The 25,557-nt window shown below is 65.7% G+C and carries 18 protein-coding genes; 2 read left to right on the forward strand and 16 right to left on the reverse strand.

Annotated features, from left to right (window positions below; all coding sequences use genetic code 11):
• Nucleotides 1-21: 21 nt before the first annotated feature.
• Genes pilO through H4O10_RS16155 form a run of 3 tightly spaced genes read right to left on the reverse strand, consistent with a single transcriptional unit; the run spans nucleotide 22 to nucleotide 2,611 of the window.
• Nucleotides 22-678, reverse strand: a complete 657-nt coding sequence (gene pilO, locus H4O10_RS16145) for a type 4a pilus biogenesis protein PilO (RefSeq protein WP_005410857.1) — start codon at nucleotides 676-678, stop codon at nucleotides 22-24.
• Complete coding sequence (locus tag H4O10_RS16150) at nucleotides 675-1,553, reverse strand: PilN domain-containing protein (protein WP_049453328.1); 879 nt, start codon at nucleotides 1,551-1,553, stop codon at nucleotides 675-677. Before H4O10_RS16150 ends, pilO begins: the two co-directional genes overlap by 4 nt.
• Nucleotides 1,553-2,611, reverse strand: a complete 1,059-nt coding sequence (locus H4O10_RS16155; RefSeq protein ID WP_049453330.1) for a pilus assembly protein PilM — start codon at nucleotides 2,609-2,611, stop codon at nucleotides 1,553-1,555. Before H4O10_RS16155 ends, H4O10_RS16150 begins: the two co-directional genes overlap by 1 nt.
• Before the next feature lie 219 nt (nucleotides 2,612-2,830).
• On the opposite strand from H4O10_RS16155, the gene H4O10_RS16160 reads away from it, so the two are divergent.
• Nucleotides 2,831-5,254 (forward strand): penicillin-binding protein 1A, encoded by a 2,424-nt coding sequence (locus tag H4O10_RS16160; protein ID WP_049453332.1) that lies wholly within the window; start codon nucleotides 2,831-2,833, stop codon nucleotides 5,252-5,254.
• Nucleotides 5,255-5,582: 328 nt separating this feature from the next.
• The gene (locus H4O10_RS16165; RefSeq protein WP_006466035.1) at nucleotides 5,583-6,227 is read left to right on the forward strand and encodes a hypothetical protein; all 645 of its coding nucleotides are present in this window, start codon (nucleotides 5,583-5,585) and stop codon (nucleotides 6,225-6,227) included.
• A gap of 176 nt (nucleotides 6,228-6,403) precedes the next feature.
• On the opposite strand, the gene H4O10_RS16170 is transcribed toward H4O10_RS16165, so the two are convergent.
• The 13 genes from H4O10_RS16170 to H4O10_RS16230 form a co-directional block, all read right to left on the reverse strand.
• Complete coding sequence (locus H4O10_RS16170) at nucleotides 6,404-7,147, reverse strand: hypothetical protein (RefSeq protein ID WP_049453335.1); 744 nt, start codon at nucleotides 7,145-7,147, stop codon at nucleotides 6,404-6,406.
• Between the two features lie 69 nt (nucleotides 7,148-7,216).
• The gene (locus H4O10_RS16175; protein ID WP_080353447.1) at nucleotides 7,217-11,944 is read right to left on the reverse strand and encodes an ESPR-type extended signal peptide-containing protein; all 4,728 of its coding nucleotides are present in this window, start codon (nucleotides 11,942-11,944) and stop codon (nucleotides 7,217-7,219) included.
• A 64-nt stretch (nucleotides 11,945-12,008) separates the two neighbouring features.
• Nucleotides 12,009-12,716 carry a pilus assembly protein gene (locus tag H4O10_RS16180; RefSeq protein WP_049453337.1) on the reverse strand — a complete coding sequence of 236 codons (708 nt, stop codon included), beginning with the start codon at nucleotides 12,714-12,716 and terminating at the stop codon, nucleotides 12,009-12,011.
• A gap of 17 nt (nucleotides 12,717-12,733) precedes the next feature.
• Complete coding sequence (locus H4O10_RS22350; protein ID WP_262089240.1) at nucleotides 12,734-13,861, reverse strand: CfaE/CblD family pilus tip adhesin; 1,128 nt, start codon at nucleotides 13,859-13,861, stop codon at nucleotides 12,734-12,736.
• The gene (locus tag H4O10_RS16190; RefSeq protein ID WP_049453341.1) at nucleotides 13,858-16,581 is read right to left on the reverse strand and encodes a TcfC E-set like domain-containing protein; all 2,724 of its coding nucleotides are present in this window, start codon (nucleotides 16,579-16,581) and stop codon (nucleotides 13,858-13,860) included. Before H4O10_RS16190 ends, H4O10_RS22350 begins: the two co-directional genes overlap by 4 nt.
• A 51-nt stretch (nucleotides 16,582-16,632) precedes the next feature.
• Complete coding sequence (locus H4O10_RS16195; RefSeq protein ID WP_049432660.1) at nucleotides 16,633-17,139, reverse strand: CS1 type fimbrial major subunit; 507 nt, start codon at nucleotides 17,137-17,139, stop codon at nucleotides 16,633-16,635.
• A 340-nt stretch (nucleotides 17,140-17,479) separates the two neighbouring features.
• On the reverse strand, nucleotides 17,480-17,845 hold the full coding sequence (locus tag H4O10_RS16200; protein WP_033834960.1) for a NirD/YgiW/YdeI family stress tolerance protein: 366 nt from the start codon (nucleotides 17,843-17,845) through the stop codon (nucleotides 17,480-17,482).
• 428 nt (nucleotides 17,846-18,273) lie between these two features.
• Complete coding sequence (locus tag H4O10_RS16205; protein ID WP_088470124.1) at nucleotides 18,274-19,344, reverse strand: hypothetical protein; 1,071 nt, start codon at nucleotides 19,342-19,344, stop codon at nucleotides 18,274-18,276.
• Nucleotides 19,345-19,636: 292 nt separating this feature from the next.
• On the reverse strand, nucleotides 19,637-20,914 hold the full coding sequence (locus H4O10_RS16210; protein WP_049453347.1) for a citrate synthase: 1,278 nt from the start codon (nucleotides 20,912-20,914) through the stop codon (nucleotides 19,637-19,639).
• Between the two features lie 296 nt (nucleotides 20,915-21,210).
• The gene (locus tag H4O10_RS16215) at nucleotides 21,211-21,453 is read right to left on the reverse strand and encodes a type B 50S ribosomal protein L31 (protein WP_005410871.1); all 243 of its coding nucleotides are present in this window, start codon (nucleotides 21,451-21,453) and stop codon (nucleotides 21,211-21,213) included.
• Between the two features lie 88 nt (nucleotides 21,454-21,541).
• Nucleotides 21,542-22,480 carry a nucleoside hydrolase gene (locus tag H4O10_RS16220; RefSeq protein ID WP_021203710.1) on the reverse strand — a complete coding sequence of 313 codons (939 nt, stop codon included), beginning with the start codon at nucleotides 22,478-22,480 and terminating at the stop codon, nucleotides 21,542-21,544.
• A gap of 377 nt (nucleotides 22,481-22,857) precedes the next feature.
• Nucleotides 22,858-24,969, reverse strand: a complete 2,112-nt coding sequence (gene recG, locus H4O10_RS16225) for an ATP-dependent DNA helicase RecG (RefSeq protein ID WP_033834946.1) — start codon at nucleotides 24,967-24,969, stop codon at nucleotides 22,858-22,860.
• Nucleotides 24,970-24,976: 7 nt separating this feature from the next.
• A complete protein-coding gene (locus tag H4O10_RS16230; RefSeq protein ID WP_005410875.1) occupies nucleotides 24,977-25,363 on the reverse strand; it encodes a RidA family protein in 387 nt (128 codons plus the stop codon).
• Between the last annotated feature and the right edge of the window lie 194 nt (nucleotides 25,364-25,557).

Here is a 25,557-nt window from a genome sequence, read left to right on the forward strand (position 1 = left end):
AGCGTGCAAAGAAGGAACGGATCACTTGCTGCCCTCCTTGCCGGCTTCAGCCTTCTGCTGTTCCTGCACCTCGGTCTCGTCGAGATACCGGTAGGTCTTGACCGTGCCGGACAATTCCAGCGCACCGGCACGCGAACCACCGCCGGCCTTGTCCGCCGGCTTCAGGTTGATGTCGTGCATGGTCAGGATCACCACGCGCGGCAGCGAGGCCACGCCACTGACGAACGCACCGAACTGGTGGTAGCTGCCCACCATCTTCAGCTTGATCGGCTTCTCGGCGTAGAACTCCTTGACCTGCTCCTGTTCCGGTTCGAACAGCTGGCTGGTCAGGCCGCTGGACAGCGCAGTCTGCGAAATGTCGATGATCAGGTCCGGCATTTCGGTCTTGCTGGGCAGCTGCCGCAGCATCTGCTGCAGCACCTGCTCCATCTGCGCCAGCTGCTGCTTCAGCGGCCCCAGGTTCACCGCGCGTTCCTGCTGCTTGGAGAACTCGGTACGCAGATCGCTTTCCTTCGATTCCAGGCTGGCCAGTTCATCGCGCTTGCCACTGATCAGCAGCATCCACGCAACGAACATGATCACCAGCGCCAACAGCGAGCAGAAGACGATCTTGGCCTTCTGCGGCCAGTTGCCGATGTCGTTGAAATCCAGGTTCTTCAGATCGATTTTCTGGCTCATGCGCGATCCCCCTGCAGCGGGGCGTTGAAGGCCTGCGGCGGCTGCGCCAGGCGGCTGCCCTCGGGCTTCGGCGCAGGCTTGGCAGCCGGGGCTGCCGGCTGGTTCGGCGCGGCCGGGGTGGCAGCAGGTGCGTTGACCGGAGCGGCGGCGGGGGCGGGTGCAGCCGGAGCAGCAGCGGGCTGGCCTGCGGCCGGTGCAGCAGGCGCCGCTGCATCCGGGCCGGCGGCAAGCGGGGCCACTGCGGGCGGAGCCGGCGTTGCCACCGAACCATCGGCGTTCAAACCGGGGGTGCCGGTCTCTTCACTCTGCGCAGGCAGCTTCACCGTGACCTTGAACATGTACGGCAGCGCCTTGATGTCCGATACCGGGCCGGCTGCACTCTTGTCTCCGGCGCTGGCCTGGATGATCGACAGCTCCGGGTTGGTCATCCAGCCGGAGGTTTCCAGGTTGCGCATGTAAGCCGACACGCGGGCATTGGACTGGGTGCGTCCCTCGAGGGTGAGCATGTCCCCCTCCTGCTGCAGGGCGGTCAGCACCACGCCGTCGGGAATCGTGCGCACCAACGCGTCGAACAGGTGGACCATCTGCGAGCGCTTGGCCTGCAGTTCCTCGATCACCTTCTTGCGGGCCAGCAGGCGGTCCTTCTGCGCATCGAGGCGATCGATCTCCTTGTTCTGTTCCTTGACCTTCTCGATCTCGGCTTCCAGATAGGCATTGCGGTCCATCTGGCCGCTCACCTGCCGGTCGTAATAGAACCAGATCAGCAGCGACAGCAGCAGGCCACCGATTGCGGCCATGCCCAGCATTGCGTAGAACTCGCGCTGGCGTTGCTTGCGCCGCTCGGCGCGCCAGGGCAATAGATTGATGCGTGCCATCAGTCGAAGCTCCTCAGCGCCAGACCGGTGGCGATCATCAGCGCGGGGGCATCCTGGGCCAGCGCATGTGCGTTCACCTTCGGGCCCAGGGTCATCTGTGCCAGCGGATTGGCGACCACGGTCGGCACGCCCAGCTGTTCCTCGACCATCTCCGGCAGGCCACCCAGCACGGCGCAGCCGCCGGCCAGCACGATGTGATCAACGCGGTTGAACTCACTGCCTGCATAGAAGAACTGCAGCAGGCGGCTGATCTGCTGGACCGTAGCTTCCTTGAACGGCTCCAGCACTTCCATCTCGTAGCTTTCCGGCAGCCCGCCCTGGCGCTTGGCCAGGCCGGCCTCCTCGTAGCTCAGGCCGTAACGGCGCATGATCTCGTCGGTCAGCTGCTTGCCACCGAACACCTGTTCGCGGCTGTACAGGCTGCGGCCGCCGCGCAGGACGTTGAGGGTGGTCATGGTGGCGCCGATATCGACCAGCGCGACCACGCCCTCGATGGACACCGGCAGCTCGCTGGCCACCAGGGCATAGGCGTTCTCGACCGCGAACGCCTCCACGTCCATCACCTTGGCCTGCAGGCCCCCCAGCTCCAATGCCGACTGGCGCAGTTCCACGTTCTCCGAACGCGACGCGGCCAGCAGCACCTGGACCATCTCCGGGTTGTTCGGGATCGCCCCGATCACCTCGAAGTCCAGGTTCACTTCCTCGATCGGGTACGGAATGTAGTTGACCGCTTCCAGCTCGATCTGGGCTTCCATGTCGTTCTCGTCGAGCTCGGCCGGCATCGGGATCACCTTGGTGATCACCGCCGAACCGGCGACGGCGGCAGCGGCCAGCTTGGCCTTGCTCCCCGAGCGGTTCATCGCACGGCGGATGGCCTCACCCACGGCCTCCACTTCCACGATGTTCTTCTCCACCACCGCGTTCGGCGGAAGAGGTTCCACGGTGTAATGTTCCACACGAAAACGGTTGCCACTGCGGGACAGCTGCAAAAGCTTTACCGCAGTCGAACTGATGTCGACGCCTACAAGCGGCGACTGACTTTTTGGGATGAGCCCCACGGTTTCTCCCCTGCCGACGGGCACTTGGACGCAAGACCTGCGCCCGAGCATTAATAACGTATTCTTAGCAAATGGCAACGGCCCTGCTGTGAAGTCCCTCACGGATTCACCATGCAGCCCCTGACTGTTCCCCTTGCGCTCCCCGGTGCCGACCCCAGCCGCCACCTTGCGTAATCTATACTCTGCGACCACGAAATTCGCAATCGGAATCTGAACCCGATGACTCGACTCCGCCGCTGGCTGCGCTGGATCTTCCTGATTGTCCTGGTCCTGGCGCTGATCGGCGCGGCCGCCGTGGGCGGTCTGTACTACGCCGTGTCCTCCAAGCTTCCCGACGTGCAGACCCTGCGCGACGTGGAAATGCAGGAGCCGATGTACGTCTATGCCGCCGACGGCAAGCTGATGGCGGTGTTCGGCGAGACCCGGCGTACCCCGATCACCATGAAGGACGTGCCCGAGCGCCTGAAGCAGGCCTTCCTGGCCACCGAGGACGCCCGCTTCTACGAGCACGGCGGCGTGGACTACATGGGCATCGGCCGTGCGGTGTGGCTGCTGGCCACCACCAACGACAAGCGCGTGCCGGGTGGCTCCACCATCACCCAGCAGGTGGCCCGCCAGTTCTTCCTCAGCTCTGAGTACAGCTACACCCGCAAGCTGGCCGAGATCCTGCTGGCGCGGAAGATCGAGTCCGAGCTGAGCAAGGACGAGATCTTCGAGCTGTACCTGAACAAGAGTTTCTTCGGCAATCGTGCCTACGGCGTGGCCGCCGCCGCCGAGTTCTATTACGGCAAGAAGCTGAACGAGCTGGACCTGGACGAGATGGCCTCGCTGGCCGGCATCCCCAAGTTCCCGTCCTCGGGCAATCCGATCTCCAATCCGGAGCGCGCCCGCCAGCGCCGCGACAATTACGTGCTGCAGCGCATGGCCGACCTGAAGTTCGTCAGCCAGGCCGAAGCCGACGCGGCCAAGGCCGTGCCGATGCACGCCACCGCCCATGAGCCGCCGGTGCAGGTCGACGCGCCGTACGTGGCCGAACTGGTGCGCCAGGAAATGATCGCCCGCTTCGGCGGGGATGTGGTCAACAAGGGTTACCACGTCACCACCACCATCGACTCCACCCTGCAGACCGCCGCCAACCAGTCGGTGCGCGACGGCCTGCTGCTGTACGACCACCGCCACGGCTGGCACGGCGTGGAGAAGCAGGTGCAGGTGGGTGCCGGCGAAGACGCCGCCGCCCTGGCCGAGCACCTGCGCGGCATGTACGGCCAGGCCGGCCTGCTGCCGGCGATCGTCGCCAGCACCGGCTCCGATGGCAGCGCCACCGTGGTGCTGGCCAACCGCAGCGAGATCGTGCTGCCGGCCGGCGCCGCCAAGTGGACCAACAAGACCCCGGGCAAGCTGGTGCAGCGCGGCGACATCGTGCGCGTGCGTGCCGGTGCCAAGGAAGGTGAGTGGCTGCTGGACCAGATCCCGCGCGGCCAGTCCGCGCTGGTCTCGCTGGATGCCCACAGCGGTGCACTGAAGGCGCTGGTTGGCGGTTTCAGCTTCTCCGGCAACAAGTTCAACCGTGCCACCCAGGCCCGCCGCCAGCCGGGTTCGAGCTTCAAGCCCTTCATCTACGCCGCGGCCTTCGACAAGGGCTACAACCCGGCCTCGATCGTGCTCGACGCGCCCGTCGTGTTCCGCGATCGCCGCGGCAAGACCTGGGCCCCGCAGAACGACGGCGGCGGCTTCCGCGGCCCGATGCGCCTGCGTGAGGCGCTGGTGCAGTCGCGCAACCTGGTCTCGGTGCGCCTGCTCGACGGCATGGGCGTGGACTACGCGCGCAAGTACATCAGCGAATTTGGTTTCGCCGAATCCGAACTGCCGCCGAACCTGTCGATGTCACTGGGCACCGCCTCGCTGACCCCGCTGTCGGTGGCCCGTGGCTACGCCGTGTTCGCCAATGGCGGCTCGCGGGTGGATACCTGGTTGATCGACCAGGTGAACGACCGCGACGGCAACCTGGTGTTCAAGGAAAACCCCGCCCTGGCCTGCCGCGACTGTGCCGGCAGCAGCGACCAGCCGGTCAACCAGGTCGTGGACGGCTTCAACTTCGGCGCCCCGGCCCCGAAGGTGGACCCGGCGGCTGCGGCCAAGGCCGAAGCCAAGACCGAAACCCCGGCCACGCCGGCCAACCCCGATGCCCGCACCGCCCCGCGCGCGATCGACGCCCGCACCGCCTACCAGCTGGTGTCGATGATGCGCGACGTGGTCCAGCGCGGTACCGGCGTGCAGGCCAAGGTGCTCGGCCGCGAGGACGTGGGCGGCAAGACCGGCTCCACCAACGACCACCGCGACGCCTGGTTCTCCGGCTTCGGTGGCCCGTACGTGACCACCGTGTGGGTGGGCCGCGACGACTTCCGCTCGCTGGGCTACCGCGAGTACGGTGGCAAGGCGGCGCTGCCGATCTGGATCGACTACATGCGCACCGCGCTGAAGGACACCCCGATCGCGCAGAACGAGCCGCCCAGCGGCATGGTCCAGGCCACCCTCAACGGCGCGACCGAATGGGTGAAGGTGGAAGACATGGACCGCCTGACCGACTACGACCTGAACCTCAATACGCCGCAGGCCGACGCCGCCGCGTTTGACATCTTCTGAGGAAGGATCAGGTGGGTGCCAACCTTGGTTGGCACCGATGCGGCTCCGGTAGCTACCAACCTTGGTTGGCGCCTCGTGCCGACCAAGGTCGGCACCTACCAAAGCGTCGGTGGGTGCCAACCTTGGTTGGCACCAATGCATCCGCCGGGCACGGTCCCGCGCTGCTCTGGTAGCCGCCAACCTTGGTTGGCGCCCCGTGCCGACCAAGGTCGGCACCTACCAAAGCGTTGGTGGGTGCCAACCGTTGGTTGGCATCTCTGCGCCATACCCACGCAGATGTCACATCCCTGCGCTACTCTGTAGCCAGGTCGCAACAGGGAGTCATCGCATGCATCGCGCCCGTCAGCATGCTGCCAGCCAGACCCGCGAGCGTCGCCACCGCCTCGCCCACGAAGCCGCCCGCCTGATGGCCGAAGGCGGCATCCGCGACTACCACCAGGCCAAGTTGAAGGCCGCCAGCCGGCTCGGCATCCACGACGATGCCTCCCTGCCCCGCAACACCGAGATCGAAGACGCCCTGCGCGAGTACCAGCGGCTGTTCTCCGGCCCCCAACACGGCAACGAACTGCAGCGCCGCCGCGAGGCCGCCATGCGTGCGCTGGAGTTCCTGCACGGCTTCGCCCCTCGCCTGGCCGGCCCGGTGCTGGAGGGCACCGCCGACGCCAACAGCCCCGTGCAGCTGCACCTGCACAGCGACGACCCGGAAGCCGTGCACCGCTTCCTGGACGAACACGGCATTCCCGCCGAATCGCGGACGCGTCGCCTGCGCATGGATCGCGAGCGCAGCCTGGATGTGCCGGTGTGGGTGTTCAGTGCCGAGGAGCTGACCTTCGACCTGGCCGTGCTGCCCTACGATGCCCTGCGCCAGGCGCCGTTGTCGCCGGTGGACGAAAAGCCGATGCGGCGCGCGTCTGTCGCGCAGTTGCGGCAGGTGCTGGCCGAGGCCGAGATCACCGCGTACATCGGCGGATGACGGCAGCGCCGGCCCATGGCCGGCGAGCGCAGCAGTACCTGCCTTTGGTGGGTGCGGACCGTTGGTCCGCACCGTGCTTCAGGCAATCGGTTGCTGGCCGAAGAGCAGTCGAGCGCGGCTGGACTCTACAAAAGCTGCGCTACCTGCTCTGGCAGATGGCGCCCATCATGCTCCCGCTACCAGACGAAACGGGTATCGCGCAGCGGGTCGCTGAGCAACTGTGGCAACCAGGGCGCGGGGGCCCGCTGTGGATACTCCCGCATCATATGCGCATGCATGGCCTGCAGGTCCCGCAGCAAGCCGGCCTGAAAGTAGACGTCGTTGAACGTATCCGACCACCCACTCTTCACCCGCTCACGCTCGCCGCCCTTCAAGAGCGGCATCTGGTCCAGCGGCACGTCCAGGATCGTCGCCAGTGAGGCGTTGATCTGCGCATTCTCCACAGCGGCCTTGCGCACGGGGTCCAACCGATCCCGAATCTGCCGGCAGTCGTAGGGGAAGCACCCGCCTGTGACGTTGATGTAGTCAGCGATGTCCGCCAGCATGTCGGCCTTCAGACGCCACACCACCTCGCTGTCCATCACCTGCCGTACCCGCATCGTGCGCAGCGTACTCGCCCGCACGTCCTCCGGCGTGGTGAACTCGGCCCCCCGCGTGCTGCCAGCGTGACGCACCAGCACGATGCGATGGATCGCCTCGCGGGTGACGCCTTCGATGCGCAGCGCCGCGGCTTTCGGTTGCACGCGCGGCGGCGGTACGCCCAGCATCTGCCACAGGTACCACAGCACCAGCAGCAGACCGGCAATGCATAGCCCGCTCATCAGCGTCCACAGATCCAGGTTCCGGGTGTAGTAGCGAAAGCGCGCCCGCCAGATATAGAACGTGCGATAGCTGACGATTCCACTTACCCATCTGTACATTGCCTTCTCCTCGGCAAGGACCCCGGCGCGGCGGGGTTTGTTACGCGCACCACGCCGGGGCCGCATGGCTTACCAGCCGACGCCCACACCCACGCCCATGCTGCGTTCACCGCTGTTGGTGAACGCACCATTGAGGCTGAAGGTGGCTGAGCCCTTTTCGTTGAGTACGCGCTGGTAGCCCACCGCCATGGCCGATTCGCCTTCGGCATAGCCCACGCCCGCGCCGAGGCGGTTGTAGGTGGCCAGGCCGGCGGTGTTCATGGCCATGGCCGTCTGCGCACTGCTCATCGCCGCCATGCGGTTGAAGCGCTTGTCCATCTTGTCCAGGCGGCGTTCGAAGTTGCTGATGGCGCCATCGGTGTACTCGTTGGCGCGGGCCAGCATCTTCTCCAGTTCAGCGGTATCGACCTGTGGCGTGGGCGACGGCGTGTCGTCCTTCTTCGACTTCGGCTGCGGCGCGGGTGAGGCCCCCTCGCCTGCCGAAGCCACCTGCGGCGAATCGCTGGCTTCCGGCGTTGGCGTGGCCTGTTCGGTGGGCGCGGCCGAAGCCGTAGCCAGCGCACGCGACTGCGGCTGGCCATCCACGCGCTGCTCCAGGCCATCCATGCGGCCATTGAGCTGCTGCTGCACGGCATGCAGCTGGCCACCGTTGACGGCCTCTCGGCTGCCAGCGGCGATCAGGCCATTGGCCACGTTGGAGATGACCATGCCGTTGGCGCCGGCCAGGGTGAGCTGGGCGGTGCCGTCGCTGCGGGTGGAGGGCGTTTCCTGGAAGACCGAACGAAGCTGGGTTTCGACGCGGTCCATGCGGGAACCTGTGCTGACTACGGCGGAGTCCAAGGTGGTGAGTGCGTCGTTGACGGTGCTCTGGTGCTGACCCTGGATGTTGAAGCCGGGGGTGGTGACGTTGCCGTTGGCGTCGATGTTCCCGCCAAGGGTGGACAGGGCGCCGCGGAGCTGGCCGACGGTGGCTGCGTCGTTGGTGTTGCGGCCGTTGGCCACGTTGACAATTCGGCGTTTCAGGTAGTCATTGCCAACAGAAACTGTGGCCATCTGATCCGCGACAGACTCAGCCCCCAATGCAACACTCCCGTCAGCGCCGCCGAGGACTTGGCTAGCTGCACCAATAGCAACACCGAATCTCGCGTTGACACGGGATCCACTCCCCACGGCGAATCCATAGAAGCCACTCTCTGAAACCCAAGCCCCCCTGCCCAGCGCAATGGAGTTGGTTGCCTCCGCCGTGGCGTAGGTCCCTAGAGCTGTCGCTCCGGTTCCACCAGCAACTGCATCACCACCAAGAGCCACACCTAGCGCTCCAGCAATTGCCCCGCGTGATTGGTCGTCAGTGCCCACCGCAAGCCAGGCCGAATCAGCTTCAACTTTCGAGAGACGAAGATTCGTCTCATGCAGCTGACCTCCATTGACAAGATCGCTGCTCTCGCCATCAATGCGTCCCTTGGCGGCTCCAGTTAGACGAGAGCCCCCAAAGTCGACCACGCCATCAGGATCTGACGCCTCCATGAAACCACGCGACTTCAGTTCCTCCAGATGGATGCGGTTGCGCGCGATATCTTGCTTCGTCTCAAACAACTGGCTACCAGTCACCGCATCACGGCTGCCTGCCGCAATGCGTCCATCGGCCAGATTCGACAGAACCATGCCATGCGTACCTGCCAAGTTCAGCTGACCAACGCCATCCGCCCGGGTCGAGGGCGACTGTTGGAACGTCGCACGCAGCTGACCTTCGAGGCCATCTACGCGGCGGTCTGACCTGACCACCGCCCCATCGAGTGCAGCCAGGGCGTCTCCGACATTGTCCTGCTTGCCACCTTGCACGCTATAGGTAGGCCCAACAACGTTCCCGATAGCATCCAGGCCTGCACCGCCACCGAGTCCAGCAAGAGCTTCGTTGAGCTGCGCAACGGTGGTCGCATCGTGATCGGAAATGCCACGATCAAGGTTTACCAGGCGCCTTTTTACAGAGCCGTTCCCAACTGAAACAGTATTTGCTTCGGTTGCAATTGAATAGGAACCCAGTGCCACTGCGCCATCAGCGCCCGCTATGACACGGCTCAATGCACCAAAAGCGACGCCTTCTTTTGCATACACGTTGGAACCGACTCCCAACGCAAAGCCTCTTTCTGCGCCCTCTGCGACAACCGCACCTCTTCCTATCGCGACTGAGTTGAACGCACCTGCAACCGCAAAGCTTCCTATTGCCACTCCGCCCTCAGATCCCAGCGAGGCTTTTGCCGAATCGCCCAACGCAACCCCAAACAGACCGGCATCTGCATCAATACTCTCATCGTCATAGCCAACGCTCAGGAATCGCCCGTTTCGCTCGAGCTCACTAACTCGGACATTGGTCGCAAACAACTGCCCACCATTCACAGCATCCGTACTGGCCGCAGAACTGATATCCCCCGCTGCCACCCCCGATACGCGCGCACCTTCCATGTCCACCAGGTGACGATCAGCACTGAACTTGACCACGCCATCCAGATCCGGATCGAAGTTATCGAAGTCCGCACGCAGCGCATCCAGCTCGACCCGGTTGTCGGTGATACGCCCGTCCTGATCCGTCAGCTGCTGCGCGTGCCCAGCCAAAGCCTGTCGCTGTGTCTCCACCGTGGCATTGGTCGCAAACAGCTGTTGCCCGGTCACCGCGTCGGTGCTGCCTGCACTCAGCGTGCCGTTGGCGATGTTGTAGACGCGTCGCTTGGCTCCGGTCTTGTTGGCGACATCCACAATGGTGCCGGTGTTCTCTGCACCCAGGCGGACATTGCCACTGGCAGACACCTGCCCCACCAGTCCGCCCAAGGCATCAGCCTTCTGCACAGCGCCATCGGCCACGCCACGGGCGGCGTCGGCCGCCGTCTTCGCCGCGGTTGCCGCCGTGCGCACGCTGGTCACTTCGCTATTGGTGGCATTGAGCTGCTGCCCGGTCACTGCATCCGTGCTGGACGCACTGAGCACGCCATTGGCCAGGTTCTGCAGCTTGCGCTTGGCGCCGGCCTTGTTGGCCACGTCGATGACGGTGCCGGTGTTGTCTGCGCCCAGGCGCACGTTGCCACTTGCCGATGCCTGCCCCACCAGGCCATCCAGTACCGCCACGCGCGCCTGCGCTGCGTCTGCCGTGGACTTCACGGCGGCAACGTTGCCGTTGGTGGCATTCAACTGCTTGCCGGTCACGGCCTCCGTGCTTGATGTGCTCAGTGCCCCATCCTTCAGGCCGGTGATGCTGCGCACCGCATTGGACTTGTTGCGGGCATCCAGCACCGTGCCGGTGTTCTCTCCACCCAGGCGTACGTTGCCGCTGGCAGATACCTGACTCACCAGGCCACTGACCGTATTTGCCTTGGCCAGCGCTGTATTGGCGTTGGTGTTGGCCGTAGTGGCCGTGGTCTGCGCTGCCGTGGCCGTCGTCTTCGCGGCGTCGGCCGCCGTCTGAGCAGTCGTCACATTGGCGTTGGTTGCATTGAGCTGCTTACCGGTAACGGCCTCAGTGCTGGATGTAGAAAGCGCCGCATCCTTCAGGCCGGTGATGCTTCGAACAGCATTGGACTTGTTGCGGACATCCAGCACGGTGCCGGTGTTCTCGCCGCCCAGGCGCACGTTGCCACTGGCCGAGACCTGGCTGACCAGGCCGCTGACCGCATTGGCCTTGGCCAACGCTGTATTGGCATTGGTATTGGCCGTACTGGCCGTCGCCTTTGCAGCATCGGCTGCGGCCTGAGCACTGGCTACATTACCGTTGGTGGCATTGAGCTGCTTGCCCGTTACCGCATCGGTACTGGTTGTCGACAGTCGTGCGTCGGCCAGATTCACGATGCGCCGCTTGATCGAACCATTGCCAACAGAGATGGAATTGGCCTCGTTGGCCTGTGAATGAGCCCCCAGCGCGACGCTACTGGAGGCTGCTGCCTTCGCACCGTAACCAATTGAAACTCCGTCGTACTCCGAACTGGCAGAGCCACCAATAGCGATGGCTCCTGTATAGCCGCCTGTTCCGGCAAACGCTCCACCACCGATGGCAATTCGCGAGACGCCAGCGGAACTGTCCACGGTCCTCGCGCTTCGTCCAATTGCGATGGCGTCGTCGCCAATGGCCGTCGCGTGGTTGCCCACCGCGATTGAGTATGCGCCGAATGCCTTGGAGACGGCCCCCACCGCGGTCGCGTACTGTGAGGTTGCTTGACTGAGGTAGCCAAGCGCGTGTGCGGTCTCGGCTGAGGCAACTGCAGAACTTCCAAGTGCGACCGATGATCGTCCACTGGCGGCGGCCTGACCACCAATAGCAACTGCACTCATGGCGGATGCCTTTGAATCCCTGCCCATCGCTATGGCGAAGGACTCGGTCGCCTGAGCGTTGGCACCCGCGGCAACACTGTAGGATGCACCGGCAAGCGCCCTCCAGCCGAACGCAGCGGAGTAGAAGTTTTCGGACTTCGCTTCCGGACCCACGGCCGAACTGCCATAGCCATTGGCTTTTGCTTGATAGCCAAGTTCCAGCGCATTGATGCCCGCACGTGGCGTAGCTGAGAACAGCGAGTATGCGGAAGAGGATCCTGCGCGCCCCCCCGCGTTCAGGCAAAGCGCCTGCCAGATGGACTCATCGCACTCATCAGCCGCGATGATGTCGCTGGCTTCCGCAGAGGGAACCGCAAGAACAAGCCCAAGCAACACTGCGCCCGCAGCCGTTGACCGCGGCTTACCTGCGGTCGACGCCAGTTCGCTGGCGACAACCCAGCATTGGCGGGTTCGATTCCACACACGTCTGTAGATACGGTTCATTGCTTACTCCTTAACAGCCAGTTCAAGTGAAAGCCCGCCAGCACCCGCTGGCGGGGCTGGGGAATCAACCGGCGCTGGGCGCCAGGGTCTGTACGTGCTCGCGATAGCCATCGCGGGTCAGCCGGTAACGCATCTGCAACGTGTGTCCCGGCTGCACGGGGAACGGCAGCTCCAACGCACTGCCGGGGTACAGGCTTCGCGACACATCGTGCGCGGTGCAGCGCGCGCCATCGCAGTCGGCGATGCTGGTGATGCCTACGCGCACCGTGCCGGTGTTGCGCAGGCGATTGCCTTCCACCTGTACCGCCATGGCAGGCTGCGCGGGCAGCACATTGACCAGCGCCCCCCAGACCAGGCTGACGCCGATGTTGGCCTGTGCACGCTCGCCCTCGCCTGCGCGTTCGATCCCTTCAGGGCCACGCACGCCTTCGAAATACACGCGGTAGGCGGTTTCCTTCTCGACCGGCTGCAGCGGAATCACCCGGATCAGGCGATTGCCACCACCGGCCAGCGCGAACTTTCCGGGGGTGATGGCGATGGCCGCTTCGCCGGGCTCAACCTCAACCTCCTGTTCGTCTGCACCGGCAGGATTGACGATGCGCTTGATTGAAGCCTGCACGTACTGCGGCTGGGTGGACTGCGAATAGATGCGGATCTGCGCGCCCTTCTTCACGTCTACCGATGTGCGCATGGGGTGCACGGTGAGGTTGGCGTGGGCAGGCATCGCCATCAGCAGCGACAAGGGAAGCAGGCAGCGAATGAGAGGCTTCATCGGGGGCTCCATGGGAATCAGGGCGTGACAGTGGGAACGCGCAGTTCCACCTTGAGATCGCCGTCGTAATAGCCGGGGCGTTTGCTGCTGACCGGCACACGGGGGGTATCCAGCGTCAAAGGCGTGGGCACGCAGAACACCGGCTGCGTCATGCCGGGTAACAGCACCAGGCGCAGCTTTGCGGTATCGATGCCATGCAGCAGCTGCTCCACACCGTTGCGCATGGGCAAGGCGCTGCCGTTGTGATCGAGGGTGACGGTGTAGTCCACGCGTTGCGTAGCGTCACTGCCGCCGTCGGTATGCCAGACCGAATAGCCGGAAGGCCCCGGAGGACGCGGCCCGCTGTCGCGCACGGTGACGCCCAGGTACTGGCTTTGCGAGCCCAGACCGTCATACAGGCACATGTCGAGTTGGGTTCGGCCGCCGACGGTCTGTGCAATCGGGTCGTACTGCAGGTTCAGCCCGACGTGCGGGGTGACCTGATCGAAGAGCGGGAAGTAGATGGAGACCGCGTTGTAGTCGGTGATGGTGAAGTCGAACTTGAATGAGTAGGTCGCAAGCACTGGTCCGTTGACCGCTTCATGCAGGTCGAGGAAGGCAACTGCCTCCCAAGTTCCAGCCACAAGCCTTTCAATCTCGGAACCCGGCAATTCCAAATGGGCGCCTGTGCCTATCGGCCACTCCTGCCCACACTCAGCTGAAGAGGAAGACCATGGCGGAAGCTCTGCCTGGCCCCAGAAGTCACCTGAGCAAGCTCGCCCAGGCATTGCTCTCGCGAGAAAACCAAGAAGCTGTATTTCCTCAACCAATCCCGAACGCTTCTCGGTGGCACGAATCGTCACCGCGCCCCTTCCTGTATCGAGCGCATTGCCGATAGTAGGGCACCGCCCTTGAGCTGCGTCAGTTGACGATCGGCAAGTCAGATGCAGCGATCCGTAGCGCGTCGAACTTGTCTCATAGCCAAGCACAGTCCTCGGTGCCCACAACTCGATATCCCCGGGCATCGCAGCGCGATCCCAGCTCATCACGATGTCGCGATGCTCACTCGTCGGATGCGTTTCCGGCGGCCGCTGCGCCATCGCCCGCGGCGCCAGTACCACCAGCGCACACAACACCACCATCACCCACCACACCCGCCGGTTCACTGCGCACCTCCCGCTGCCGCGGTCTGCGGCGTGGCGGCAATCAATGCCTGCTCCTGCAGCAGTCGCGTCACCCGTGCCTGATGGCGGATGTTGGCAGGCAGCTGCGCCACGGCCAGCGGTTCGCACTGCACGGCACCCACCAGCATCACCACGCTGCGGCGCTCGCGCACCTGCAGCGGGCAGTGCAGCAGGCGGTCGTCCTGCAGCAGGTACAGGGTCTTCTCGCGTCGTGGGAAGTCGGCCACGAAGCCTCCGTTGTTGCCGGTGCCGGGCACCGGCGCATTGAGAATGCGGGCGCCGCGCAGCGGTGCGCCGGCGATGTCGTGGGCGTTGCCGATGAAGGTGTAGGTCACTTCAATCGGCACCGGCATGCGCACCAGCCGCCCGGGCGAGAGGAACAGCGGGCGCGCACCGCCCACACCGCTCACACGCACCGCGGCGATGCTGTCCAGTGCGCTGGCGTCCTGCACTTCGGCGCGGTGCGATTGGTAGGCGGACACCGGCAGCAGGCGGCGTTCGCCCAGCTTCAGCCGCTGCCGGCGCAGTCCACCCACCTGCAGTTCGGCGGCAACGCCGGTCAGGTCCAGGTCGTCGGTGCCATCCACCTGCACCGCCAGCCCGGCATCGGCGCCCACGCCTGCGCCCCAGTACAGCCCGCGCGAGCCGATGGCCAGGCCGGAACTGTGCGTAGCGCTGTACGCCACCTCGTTGCCGCCCTGGTGTTGGTAGCGCGATACCGTGGCGCCGGTCTGGCCGATGCGGTTCTGCAGCTGCCCGCTGAGCGTGGCGCTGTAGCGTTCGTTGTTGTTGCCGCGCAGTTCGCCCGACACTTCGCGGTACTGGTCTTCGTATTCCTGGCGCAGGGTCTGACCGGCGCTGTAGTTGACGTCCGGCCGTGCATGCTGCGGCTGGCGCACATCCAGGCCGTAGCGGCGCTGTGAGCTACCGCGATCACCGCGCTGCAGGCGGTTGAGGCTGACGTTGAAATAGATGCCGCGGTCGCGGCCATCGCGCAGGCCGCCGCCACTGGTCTGCTGCCACACGCCGATGCGGCTGGAGACACTGAACTCGCCCCAGCGCTGGCTGCGGCTGTAGCTGGCCTGCCAGGTGCGGCTGAGCTGCGGCACGCGCGTGGGCTGTGGCACCCACGGCGGCAACAGCGGGTCGAGCCCGGCCAGCGGGTCATCCCCCAGCCCCGGCTGCAGCGTGCCTGCGCGCCAGGTCTGACGGCGGGTGTAGGCCACGTAGGCGTTGCCGCCCGCCACCGGCAGCGCCATCGAGGCGCTGAGCGAATCAGCACAACCGAGCCGGTCGCGTGCGTCGTCCTCGAACTGGCAGGCACGGCCGCGCATGCGCTGGTGGTACACATTCCACGAGGCGCGGCGACGATACGAAAGCTGATGCTGCTGGCCACGGCTGCCATCGCTGCCGTGCATGCCGCTGAAGGTGCCGCGAATCTCCTGGGTGGCGAACACATGGCGCAGGTCCAGCCGCAGTTCGCCATAGCTGAAGCCGCCGAGGTCGGCGATGCCGGCCGTCACTGCCACGTTGCGCGATACCGGCACGCGCAGGCCGGCCATCGCTGCCAGCTCGTCGTTGAAACGGTCGCTGCGGCGCTCGTTACGGCGGCCGCCCTGCATGAACCACTGCACGCTGCTGTCGGTCCAGTCACCGCCCTTGTCGAATGGCGCGTCCTCGCTGCGCACCAGTACGCCGTCTTCGTAGATGCGCAGGGTGACGGTGTAGTTGCCCAGCGGAAACCGGCGCGTATCGAGCTGGTTGATACCGGCCTGCAGGTAGAAGGTCTGCAGCAGGCGCTCGCCATCGAACGCATCCACCCGTGCATCGCGTGCCAGCAGCACGGTGAGCGGCGTGGCTTGTACGGCGGCCGCCGAATCCACGTAGGCCTGCGTGGTGCCCAGGCGCAGGCCCTGGAAGCGGTCCATCGGCAGCATGCTGAAGCTGAAGGTGCCGCCCTGCGGACTGCTCAGGTTGCGGCGGTCCATGCGCCCGGCCTGCAGGTAGTGCTGCTGCCCCAGGTCATGGCGGTAATAGGCGTTGTCCAGCTGGAAGTCGCGGTTGGCGCGGCCGCCGCGATAGTGCTGCTGGCTGAAGGTCCAATCGGCAGACAGGTGCCCGCGCTGCAACACGCCCAGCGCGCCCATGCCCTGCGCGGCCAGCGACTGGTAGCCGCGGCCGCCGCTGACGTTGAGCGTGTGCTGGTGCAGGAAGGCATTTTCGGCATTGGCGCTGACCTGGTGGTAGCGCTCGGCGGCCGGTTCGCCGGGAATCCATTGGCGGGCGACGAACAGGCGCACGGCGCCCTCGCCTTCGTCATACAGCGCGCGCACGGCGGTGGGCTCTTCGGGGGGATCGATGTAACCGCAACCGGCGCTGGCGCCACCGTAACGGCAGGCCAGATGGCTGTTGCGCGGTAGCGGCTGCGACAGCGCTGGCAACAACGCGGCCTGTGCCTCGGCGGGCAGCTGCAATGCCTGCAGCGCATCGGCCGGGGCTTCCAGCTGCACGTGTTCCAGAGTCACGCGCACCGGCACCAGCCCGGTCGAGCGACCGAACAGGCGCACCTCAAGTTGTTCGGTCTGGCCTTCGACCAGATCCTCGAAACCGGCGGGAACGCCTCGCGCCGCGACCAGGGGCGTGGCCAACGACAGGGCGAGCGCGACCGCCAGCCGGGTGACGGCGGGTGCGGGAAATTTCATGGGGGTGTTACCGGAAGCGGCCGGCCCGGGATGCGGGCCGGCGCGGGCGCCTTACGGGCTGGCGGTCTTCTGCTGCATGGCGATGGTGACGATGCCTTCGTAGGTACCGCCCTTGGCGATCGGCGCCTGGGTGGTCTGCGCAATGCGCAGCGGCATCGGGATCGATGCGCCCGGCAGCGCGCCGTCGAACAGGTCGGAGGCGGTGAAGTCCTGTGCGGCCACGGTGAGCGCCTTGCCGTTGAGGCTGACGGTCAGTGGTACCGGGGCGCCGCTGCCATCGGTATTGAGCAGCTGCGGGGCGCTGCCGACGCGCACTTCGATGTCCTTGTCTTCGTCGTTGGAGTAGATGCGCACCTGCTGGGTCCAGGGCACCAGGCCGCTGACCGGGTTGTGGACCAGGTTCACGACGGAGTCCAGCGCGGTGCCATCGGCCTTCAGCAGGGCCAGGGTCGGGTCGACGTTGGCCCAGACCTTGATGTCGGCGTCGAAGGCATGGGCGGACAGCGAAACGGTGGCCAGCGCTGCAGCGAGCGTGGCCTTCTTCAGAATGGCGTGCATGTGTGTCTCTCTCGGACAGGGGGAATTTGAAAGCCCCCCTCCCCAAGGAGAAAGGGAGGGAGGCGCCGCCCGTGGAGGTGGTCACGGGCGACGAGAGAATGGTAGGTAGGCCTACCGCACGCAGGCCATGCAACGATTCCTAAATAGCTGGACGTTAAGAAGAATTCTTGAGGGCTTTCAATGTTTGAGGATTATGCAAATTTCCTCACGACTTGAATGCAAGAAACCTCATTGCGTTGCATTTGTGGCGTCGAGCGATACTCGACTGTCGCTTGAGGCGCACCGTGTGCGCATGAGTCGAGCACGGCTCGACGCTACGTGTAGAAATCGCGAACGACCTTCAATGCGCAGGCACCACGGCGACGTACTCCACATCAATGTCGATGGGCTTGAAGCGGTGCGTATCCACCTCACCGTGCAGCTCCACCACGGTGGTCGCGCTGACGGCCTGGTGGCTGGGCAGATCCTTGTCGTCGATTTCCACATCGATCTCACCGGTGGCGTCCTTGAAGCGGTAGCGCTCGTGGCCGATCCTGGCCACCAGCGTGCCCCGCAGCACCACCGGCTGATCGTCACGCTGGGCGCGCGCCTCGGCAACCGTGGTGACGGCATGGGTGGCGCCCGGGCCGGTGTACTGGGCAAAGGCCCCAGCGCTGAGCAGGCTCAACGTGGTGGCGATGAGCGCAAGGGTGAGTCGTCGGTTCATGGTGTTGTCCATGCAGGGATAGGTGCCCACAGCTTCCTTCGTCTCGACTGTGGCGCCCACGCAATAACTCCGAAAAGATGTGAAAACGACATCCAATGTCAGAAACCATTCATCGTGGACCCGACACGTCTTTCAGGAATGATTCCGAGCGCATTTTCTGCGGCCTTCCGGCGTGCGCTGGGGTGTTCGCCGAGCCGGTATGCGGAGTCGTAGTTCAGCTGCCGCGTCTTGCTTTTGTAGCGTCGAGCAGGACTCGACGCTGCAGACACATGCTCACGCACGACGGGATGGCATCAGGCCGCCGTGCGGCGGCCTGACGGGTCCCACTCAACGATGCAATCTCAGAAGAAGATTGCGTACAGGATCAGCAGCGGAATCGGCACGCCCAACAGCCAGAGCAGAATCATTTTCATGGCAGGTCTCCTCGTTCAAAGGTCGCGGCGGCGGCCGCCCCAGGTGGCGCTGAGGCTGGCGAAGAACGCGCCGATCAGCAGGGTGATGAACAGCCACAGCGCGGCATACGCTGCGGCCTTGCGGGCATCGTCGGCCGCCTGCTTGGCGGTGGTCTTTGCCTTCTCCAGCGCGGCACGCATGCGCGTCTGCACATCGGTCACACGGGCCTGCGCTTCGGCCGGGCTCATGCCGGTCTCGCGCGCGATCAGCTGCGAGAGGTACTGGCTGTCGGCCGGGTCCAGGCCCTCGCCCTGCAGGCTGTTGACGATGATGCGGTTCACTTCGGCGCGGACTTCGCGGCGGTCGCCAACCGGGCCGTTGCCCGGCATCGGGCGTGGCGGCGGACCCATGCGCGCGTCGCGCGGGCCGACACTAGCGGCCGGCGGCGGCGGCGAGGGAGCATTCGGATCCATCGGCGCACCCGGCGGCGGCGCTGTCGGATCAGACGGCCCTGCGCTGGTCGCGCTGCGGAACAGTGAATCGACCCAGTAGTTGAGGTCGCCTTCCGGAGCCGCGCCGGCAGCGCTACCGGCACCTGCGGCGGCAACGCCGGCCGTGGATGCGGCAGCGCCTGCAGTGGCACCCGCCACCTTTGCACCGGCGCCCAGCACGCCGCCGATGGCCGAGGTCAGCAGGCCCGCAGTCAGCAGCGTGGCCACGGCCCACGACACGAAGCCGTGCGCGGTATCTCGGAAATAGGTTTCATCGCCATGGATCTGCGTCCATTTGGTGCGCAGGCGGCCAGCCAGGTAGCCGCCCAGGCCGGAGGCGGCCAGTGCGGTGAAGGTGAGCCAGGTGATGCTGGACCAGCCGAAGGTCTCTTTGCTGACGCCTTCGAACGACCATGGCGACACCGACGACAGGCCGAGGCCGACACCGAGGATCAGCAGGATGAGGGAGAGTGCAGCGGCAGCGGTGGCGCCAGCGAAGATCGCGCCCCAGGAAACGGCGCTTTCGCTGGGAGGGGCGACGATCGGGGCGGTGACGACGGCGGCGACGTCAGGGCCGAGCGGTCCGCGCTCGGGTGGGTCGAATCGGGTATTCATCGGGATGGACGCTCCATTTCAGGTGCTGCGGATGCAGCTGGCGTCCTGAGGCTGCGCGAGCGCTTGTGAAGCTGGTGAGACCCTTGAATCACGCGGTCTTGGCGCGATGAAGCGCGTGCCAACCAAGGTTGGCACCTACCGAAGGCGGTTGCGGTGGTAGATCCACGCCGTGCGTGGATGATTTTTCGCGGGCGCCGAAATCGTGCGGACCAACGGTCCGCACCTACCAGGTCCGCCCCAAAAAAACGCCCCGCGGATGCGGGGCGTTCTTCTCACAACTCACGCGGGGCGATCAGCCCTGGTAGTCGCGCACGTCGCTGCCGGTGTAGACCTGGCGCGGACGGCCGATCTTCATTTCCGGATCAACCTGCTGTTCCAGCCAATGCGAGACCCAGCCGGAGGTACGGCCCAGGGCGAACATGACGGTGAACATTTCGGTCGGGATCTGCAGCGCCTTGTAGATGATGCCGCTGTAGAAATCGACGTTCGGGTACAGCTTGCGGGCGACGAAGTACTCGTCCTGCAGGGCGGCCTGTTCCAGCTTCACGGCCACGTCCAGCAGCGGATCCTGCACGCCCAGCTGCTTGAGCACCTTGCTGGTCATCTCGCCGATGACCTTGGCGCGCGGGTCGAAGTTCTTGTAGACGCGGTGGCCGAAGCCCATCAGGCGGAAGCCGGAGGTCTTGTCCTTGGCCTTGACCACGGCGGACTCGACGTTGTCGGCAGTGCCGATCTCTTCCAGCATCTTCAGCACGGCTTCGTTGGCACCGCCGTGGGCCGGACCCCACAGCGCGGTGACGCCAGCGGCGACCGACGCGTACGGGTTGGCACCGGTCGAACCGACCAGGCGCACGGTCGAGGTCGAGGCGTTCTGCTCGTGGTCGGCGTGCAGGATGAACAGCAGGTCCAGCGCCTTCACCACGTCCGGGTTCAGGTCGTACTGGCCGTCAGCCGACTCGAAGGTCTGCTTCAGGAAGCGGCTGACGTAGTCCAGCGAGGTGTCCGGCTTGTTGGCCGGCAGGCCCTTGCCGTGGCGGTAGATCAGCGCCGACAGGGTCGGCACCTTGGCGATCAGGCGCACGGCGGCCTGGCGGCGCTGTTCGGCGTCGGACAGGTCCAGCGAGTCGTGGTAGATGGCCGACAGCTGCGCGATTGCAGCGGCCAGGATCGCCATCGGATGGGCATCCTTGGCGAAGCTGCCGATCAGGGTGTTGATCGACTCATCGACGTTGGCTTCGGCGGTCAGCTCATCGGTGAAGGCCTTCAGCTGCTCGGCGCTCGGGCGCTCGCCGTTGATCAGCAGGTAGGCCACTTCGACGTAGCTCGACTTTTCCGACAGCTGTTCGATCGGGTAGCCGCGGTACAGCAGCACGCCCTTGTCGCCGTCGATGTAGGTGATGGCGGACTTGCAGCTGGCCGTCGCGGTGAAGCCGGAATCGTAGGTGAAATACCCCGTTTCCTTGGTCAGCTTCGCGATGTCGACGCAGTCGTTGCCAAGGGTGGGTTTGATGACGGGCAGAACGACCGACTTGTCGCCGGCGTTGAGCGTGACCTGATCAAGATCGGACACTGTGTGCGCTCCTTCATGGGAAGGCGCCTGCCCAAGCGCATTGGTCAGGCACGTGAATGACGTCCTCGGCCTGTGCCGGGGATCAGGTCATTATCGCACAGCAGCATTTGCCCGGCGCTAGACAGAAGTCGTATACGACAGGCAGCCAGACACCGGCCGTTGAGCGGCCCGGATCGGCAAAAGCGTTGTCACACGAACGCAGTGTTCCGTCCATCCAAACGCCCGTTGGGTTGGCGTTGGGGAAAAACAAACGGCCGCGCAGAGCGCGGCCGTTGGTTCGAAGCTGGATCGACAGATCAGCGCGCGTAGCGCTTCTGGAACTTGTCGATACGGCCCGAGGTGTCGATGACCTTGTGCTTGCCCGTGTAGAACGGGTGCGAAGCCGAGGAAATTTCAACCTTGACCAGCGGGTATTCGTTGCCGTCTTCCCACTGGATGGTTTCCTTCGTCGCCATGGTCGAGCGGGTCAGGATCTTGAAATCGGAGGTGACGTCATGGAAGACGACGTCGCGGTAGTTCGGATGGATATCGGCCTTCATGGGCTCACACCGTAAATGGGCTGGTGGTCAAGAGCGGCATTATAAGCACCGGTTGCCGCCCGGGGCAACCGGTGCCGGTCAATCGACGTCAGTCCGCACCCAGGGCCTGGCGCACCAGGGCCTCGAAACGCTGCTGGTCGTAGGCCATCAGCAGATCGCAGTTGTCCGGCTGGCCGGTCTGGCGGTTCCAGTCGACGATGGTGGCGCCGCGGCTGAACGTGCCGTTCAGCTCCACGTTCAGCGGGCGCGACTCGACCCGCAGCTGCCCTTCCGGGTTCAGCGCCCAGGCCATGGCCACCGCATCGGCGGTGTACCAGCGCCCGCCCTTGCTGTCTTCGGACAGGCCACGGGTCTTGCGCGAGATCAGTTCGTAGAAGCGGGCGCGATCGGAATCGGCCTGCAGCCACTTCTCGGCGTCCTGCAGCGGCAGGCCATGGGCGACAGTGGCCTCCCAGTCCGACACCAGCAGGTGCTTGAACGAGGTGAACACCACGTGCGCCGCTTCCGGGTCGAACGCAATGTTGAATTCGGCCGCCGGGGTGATGTTGCCGTGGCAGGTGACCGCGCCGCCCATCACCACGATGCGCTTGATGCGCTCGGGCAGGGTCGGGTCCAGCTTCAGTGCCAGGGCAAGGTTGGTCAGCGGGCCCAGCATCACCAGCATCAGTTCGCCGGCGTGCTCGTGCGACAGGCGCAGGATGGCCAGTGCGGCGTGTTCGGCTTCAGCCTGGCGGCTCGGCGGCGGCAGGTCCACGTCGCCGTAGCCGTCACGGCCATGCACGTGGGCAGCGTCAACGGAGGGATGCAGCAGCGGATCCGGGCTGCCGGCAAACACCGGCACGTCGGCGCGGCCGACGATGTCGCAGAGCTTGAGGGCGTTGCGGACGGTGTATTCGAGGCCGACATTGCCGGCGGCGATGGTCAGGGCGACCACGTCGTGCCGTTCATCGGCGAAGGCCATCAGCAGGGCCAGGGCGTCGTCCACACCGGGGTCGGTGTCGATCAACAGCGGGATCTTGTGGGTCATCGTTGCCGTCTTCAGATCGGCAACGAAGTGTGGACCGGGATGATGACCATTGCAAGTACGGGGGGTGGGGTTCGGCAGGGCTGCGCCCTGCACCCGCCGAATCAACGACAAACGCCAGAGCAACGGCAAAAGCGGGTTTCCTGGGGGATGGCGGGGTGGGTCCGGTTGCGGGGGACGCCGTAAACCCATCCTTGGGGGCTTGGCCGCGGCATCCATGCCGCGGACACCCCCGCAACCGGACCCACCCCGCCTTCGACAGATCGCTACCGCTGTTGGTAGGTGTCGACCTTGGTCGACACATCCATGCAATGCGTGGATGAGCATCCCGGGAATGGGGTCAGAGCCCTTTGCTGTGCAAAGGGCTCTGACCCCGCCACTTACGCCGAGGCGTAACGCACGGCGGTGCCGATCCAGCGCTGCACCACGCGGTCGGCCAGCGTGGGTTGCTGGGCCAGCAGGCGCTCGGCCAGGTCGTGCACGCCGGGCAGCAGGCCGGCATCGCGGGCCAGGTCGGCGATGCGGAAACCGGCCAGGCCGGTCTGGCGGGTGCCGAGCAGTTCGCCGGGGCCGCGCAGTTCCAGATCCTTTTCGGCAATGACGAAACCATCGTTGGTTTCGCGCATGGTCTGCAGGCGCTCGCGTGCCATCTGCGAGAGCGGTGCCTGGTACAGCAGCACGCAGCGCGACACCGCCGAACCGCGGCCAACACGGCCGCGCAGCTGGTGCAGCTGGGCCAGGCCGAGGCGTTCGGCGTTCTCGATCACCATCAACGAGGCGTTCGGTACGTCCACGCCCACTTCGATGACGGTGGTCGCCACCAGCAGGTCGATCTGCCCGGCCTTGAACGCCACCATCGTGGCCAGCTTTTCCGCAGCTTTCAGGCGGCCATGCACCAGCCCCACGCGTACGCCGGGCAGCAGCGCCTGCAGCGATTCGTAGGTGGCCTGCGCGGGCGTAGCGTCCAGCTCTTCGCTTTCCTCGATGAGCGTGCACACCCAGTACACCTGCCGCCCTTCCTGGCAGGCCAGGGCGATGCGCTCGATCAGCTCCGGGCGACGATCGTTGTTCAATGCGACGGTCTGCACCGGGGTGCGGCCCGGCGGCAGTTCGTCGATGGCCGAGACATCCAGGTCGGCGTATTCGGACATCGCCAGCGTGCGCGGAATCGGTGTTGCGGTCATCACCAGCTGGTGCGGCACGCTGTTGCCGCCTGCGCCCTTGTCGCGCAGCGCCAGCCGCTGGTGCACGCCGAAGCGATGCTGCTCGTCGACGATGGCCAGGGCGAGATCCTGGAACACCACCGCCTCCTGCATCAGCGCGTGGGTACCCACCACCACCTGCGCTTCGCCGCTGGCGACCTGCTCCATCACCTTGGCGCGCGCCTTGCCGGTGACCTTGCCGGCCAGCCAGGCGATGCGCACGCCGAGCGGTTCCAGCCAGCCGCGCAGGTTGTTGAGATGCTGTTCGGCCAGCAGTTCGGTGGGCGCAGCCAATGCAACCTGCTTGCCCTGCTCCACCGCCAGCATCGCCGCCAGCGCGGCGACCACGGTCTTGCCGGAACCGACGTCGCCCTGCACCAGCCGCAGCATCGGGCTGGGCCGCGCGAGGTCCTCGCGGATCTGCTTGAACACGCGCGCCTGTGCGCCGGTCAGGGCGAACGGCAGCTGCTTCAGCAGCGCCTTGGCCAGTTTGCCGGGGCCGGCCAGCGGCGGCGCATGGTGCGCCTGCAACGCGATGCGCTGGCGACGCAGGCTGAGGTGGTGGGCCAGCAGCTCTTCCATCGCCAGGCGGCGCTGCGCCGGGTGGGTGCCGGCGGCCAGCGCGGCTAGATCGGCATCTGGTGGCGGCCGGTGCACGGTCAGCAGCGCGCTGCGCAGTGACGGCAGGCCGAGGCCATCGAGCCAGCCGCTGGGCAGCAGTTCCAGCGCGCTTTCCTCGGGCAGGCGGTCCAGCGCCTGGCCGATCAGCTTGCGCATGGTCATCGGACCGACGCCTTCGACGGTGGGATACACCGGGTCGAGGCGGTCGCCGAGTTCGGGATCGTCGTTACGGCCCAGCACCTGGTAGCTGGGGTGGACGATTTCCAGGCCGAGCTGGCCCGGTTTGGGCGTGCCGAAGCAGCGCAGCCGGTTGCCGACCGCGAACTGGCCGACCTGCTGCTGGCGGAAGTGGAAGAAGCGCAGCACCAAAGTGCCCCGCCCTTCGTCTTCCACCGCCACTTTCAGCATCGGCCGGTAGCGCATGCCGCGCTCGACCGCGACCACCCGCCCTTCCACCTGCGCCGGTACGCCGTTGCGCAGGTCTTCAATGCGGGTCAGCCGGGTCCGGTCTTCATAGCGCAGCGGCAGATGAAGCCAGAGATCCTGCAGGGTAGCCAGGCCACGCGCCTGCAGTTTGGCGGCCACGGCCGGACCGACGCCCGCGAGCATCGCCAGGGATGCTTCGCCGGACGGTGACAGGACCGGGGTGACCGCCGCCTTGCGTGCCACGTGGCGGTCAGTCGATGACCATCACCGCGTCGACCTCGAAGTTGGCGCCCTTCGGCAGGCCGGAGACTTCGATGGTGGAACGGGCCGGGTACGGGGCCTGGAAGTAGTCCTGCATGACCGCGTTGACCTTGGCGAACTCGCCCAGATCGGTCAGGTACAGGCCCAGACGCACGACCTTGTCCAGCGAGCCACCAGCGGCTTCGGCCACGGCCTTGAGGTTGTCGAAGGCGCGGCGGGCCTGTGCTTCGACGTCACCCGCGCCGACGATGTCGCCGGTGGCCGGGTCGAGCGGGATCTGGCCGGAGAAGTACACGGTGTTGCCGGCGCGCACGGCCTGCGAGTACGGGCCGATGGCGGCGGGGGCCTTTTCGGTGTTGATGATCTGGCGGGACATGGGTCGCTCCGGTGCTTGGGGGAAAACAGAGCGGTGATTGTACCGGGTGGGGGTGCATCCACGCATGGCGTGGATCTACCGCACCGCTCCGGTAGTGCCGGCCGCTGGCCGGCAATCGCGACGCCGTCGAGGATCCATCAGCAGAGCGCGAAGTTCGGGAGGAGCGTTGGTCGCGTCGGCGGAACGGGCCCAGT

The sequence above is a fragment of the Stenotrophomonas sp. I18B00994 genome (assembly GCF_014145825.1).
In the GTDB taxonomy this organism is placed as follows: Bacteria; Pseudomonadota; Gammaproteobacteria; order Xanthomonadales; family Xanthomonadaceae; genus Stenotrophomonas; species Stenotrophomonas maltophilia.

Excerpts from the sequence above, each read along its gene's own strand:
- H4O10_RS16195 (WP_049432660.1), bottom strand. The coding sequence starts at position 17,139 with ATGCACGCCATTCTGAAGAAGGCCACGCTCGCTGCAGCGCTGGCCACC.
- H4O10_RS16205 (WP_088470124.1), bottom strand. The coding sequence starts at position 19,344 with ATGAATACCCGATTCGACCCACCCGAGCGCGGACCGCTCGGCCCTGAC.
- H4O10_RS16200 (WP_033834960.1), bottom strand. The coding sequence starts at position 17,845 with ATGAACCGACGACTCACCCTTGCGCTCATCGCCACCACGTTGAGCCTG.
- H4O10_RS16160 (WP_049453332.1), top strand. The coding sequence starts at position 2,831 with ATGACTCGACTCCGCCGCTGGCTGCGCTGGATCTTCCTGATTGTCCTG.
- H4O10_RS16175 (WP_080353447.1), bottom strand. The coding sequence starts at position 11,944 with ATGAACCGTATCTACAGACGTGTGTGGAATCGAACCCGCCAATGCTGG.
- H4O10_RS16190 (WP_049453341.1), bottom strand. The coding sequence starts at position 16,581 with ATGAAATTTCCCGCACCCGCCGTCACCCGGCTGGCGGTCGCGCTCGCC.
- pilO (WP_005410857.1), bottom strand. The coding sequence starts at position 678 with ATGAGCCAGAAAATCGATCTGAAGAACCTGGATTTCAACGACATCGGC.
- H4O10_RS16150 (WP_049453328.1), bottom strand. The coding sequence starts at position 1,553 with ATGGCACGCATCAATCTATTGCCCTGGCGCGCCGAGCGGCGCAAGCAA.
- H4O10_RS16230 (WP_005410875.1), bottom strand. The coding sequence starts at position 25,363 with ATGTCCCGCCAGATCATCAACACCGAAAAGGCCCCCGCCGCCATCGGC.
- H4O10_RS16220 (WP_021203710.1), bottom strand. The coding sequence starts at position 22,480 with ATGACCCACAAGATCCCGCTGTTGATCGACACCGACCCCGGTGTGGAC.
- H4O10_RS16215 (WP_005410871.1), bottom strand. The coding sequence starts at position 21,453 with ATGAAGGCCGATATCCATCCGAACTACCGCGACGTCGTCTTCCATGAC.
- H4O10_RS16165 (WP_006466035.1), top strand. The coding sequence starts at position 5,583 with ATGCATCGCGCCCGTCAGCATGCTGCCAGCCAGACCCGCGAGCGTCGC.
- H4O10_RS16170 (WP_049453335.1), bottom strand. The coding sequence starts at position 7,147 with ATGTACAGATGGGTAAGTGGAATCGTCAGCTATCGCACGTTCTATATC.
- H4O10_RS16180 (WP_049453337.1), bottom strand. The coding sequence starts at position 12,716 with ATGAAGCCTCTCATTCGCTGCCTGCTTCCCTTGTCGCTGCTGATGGCG.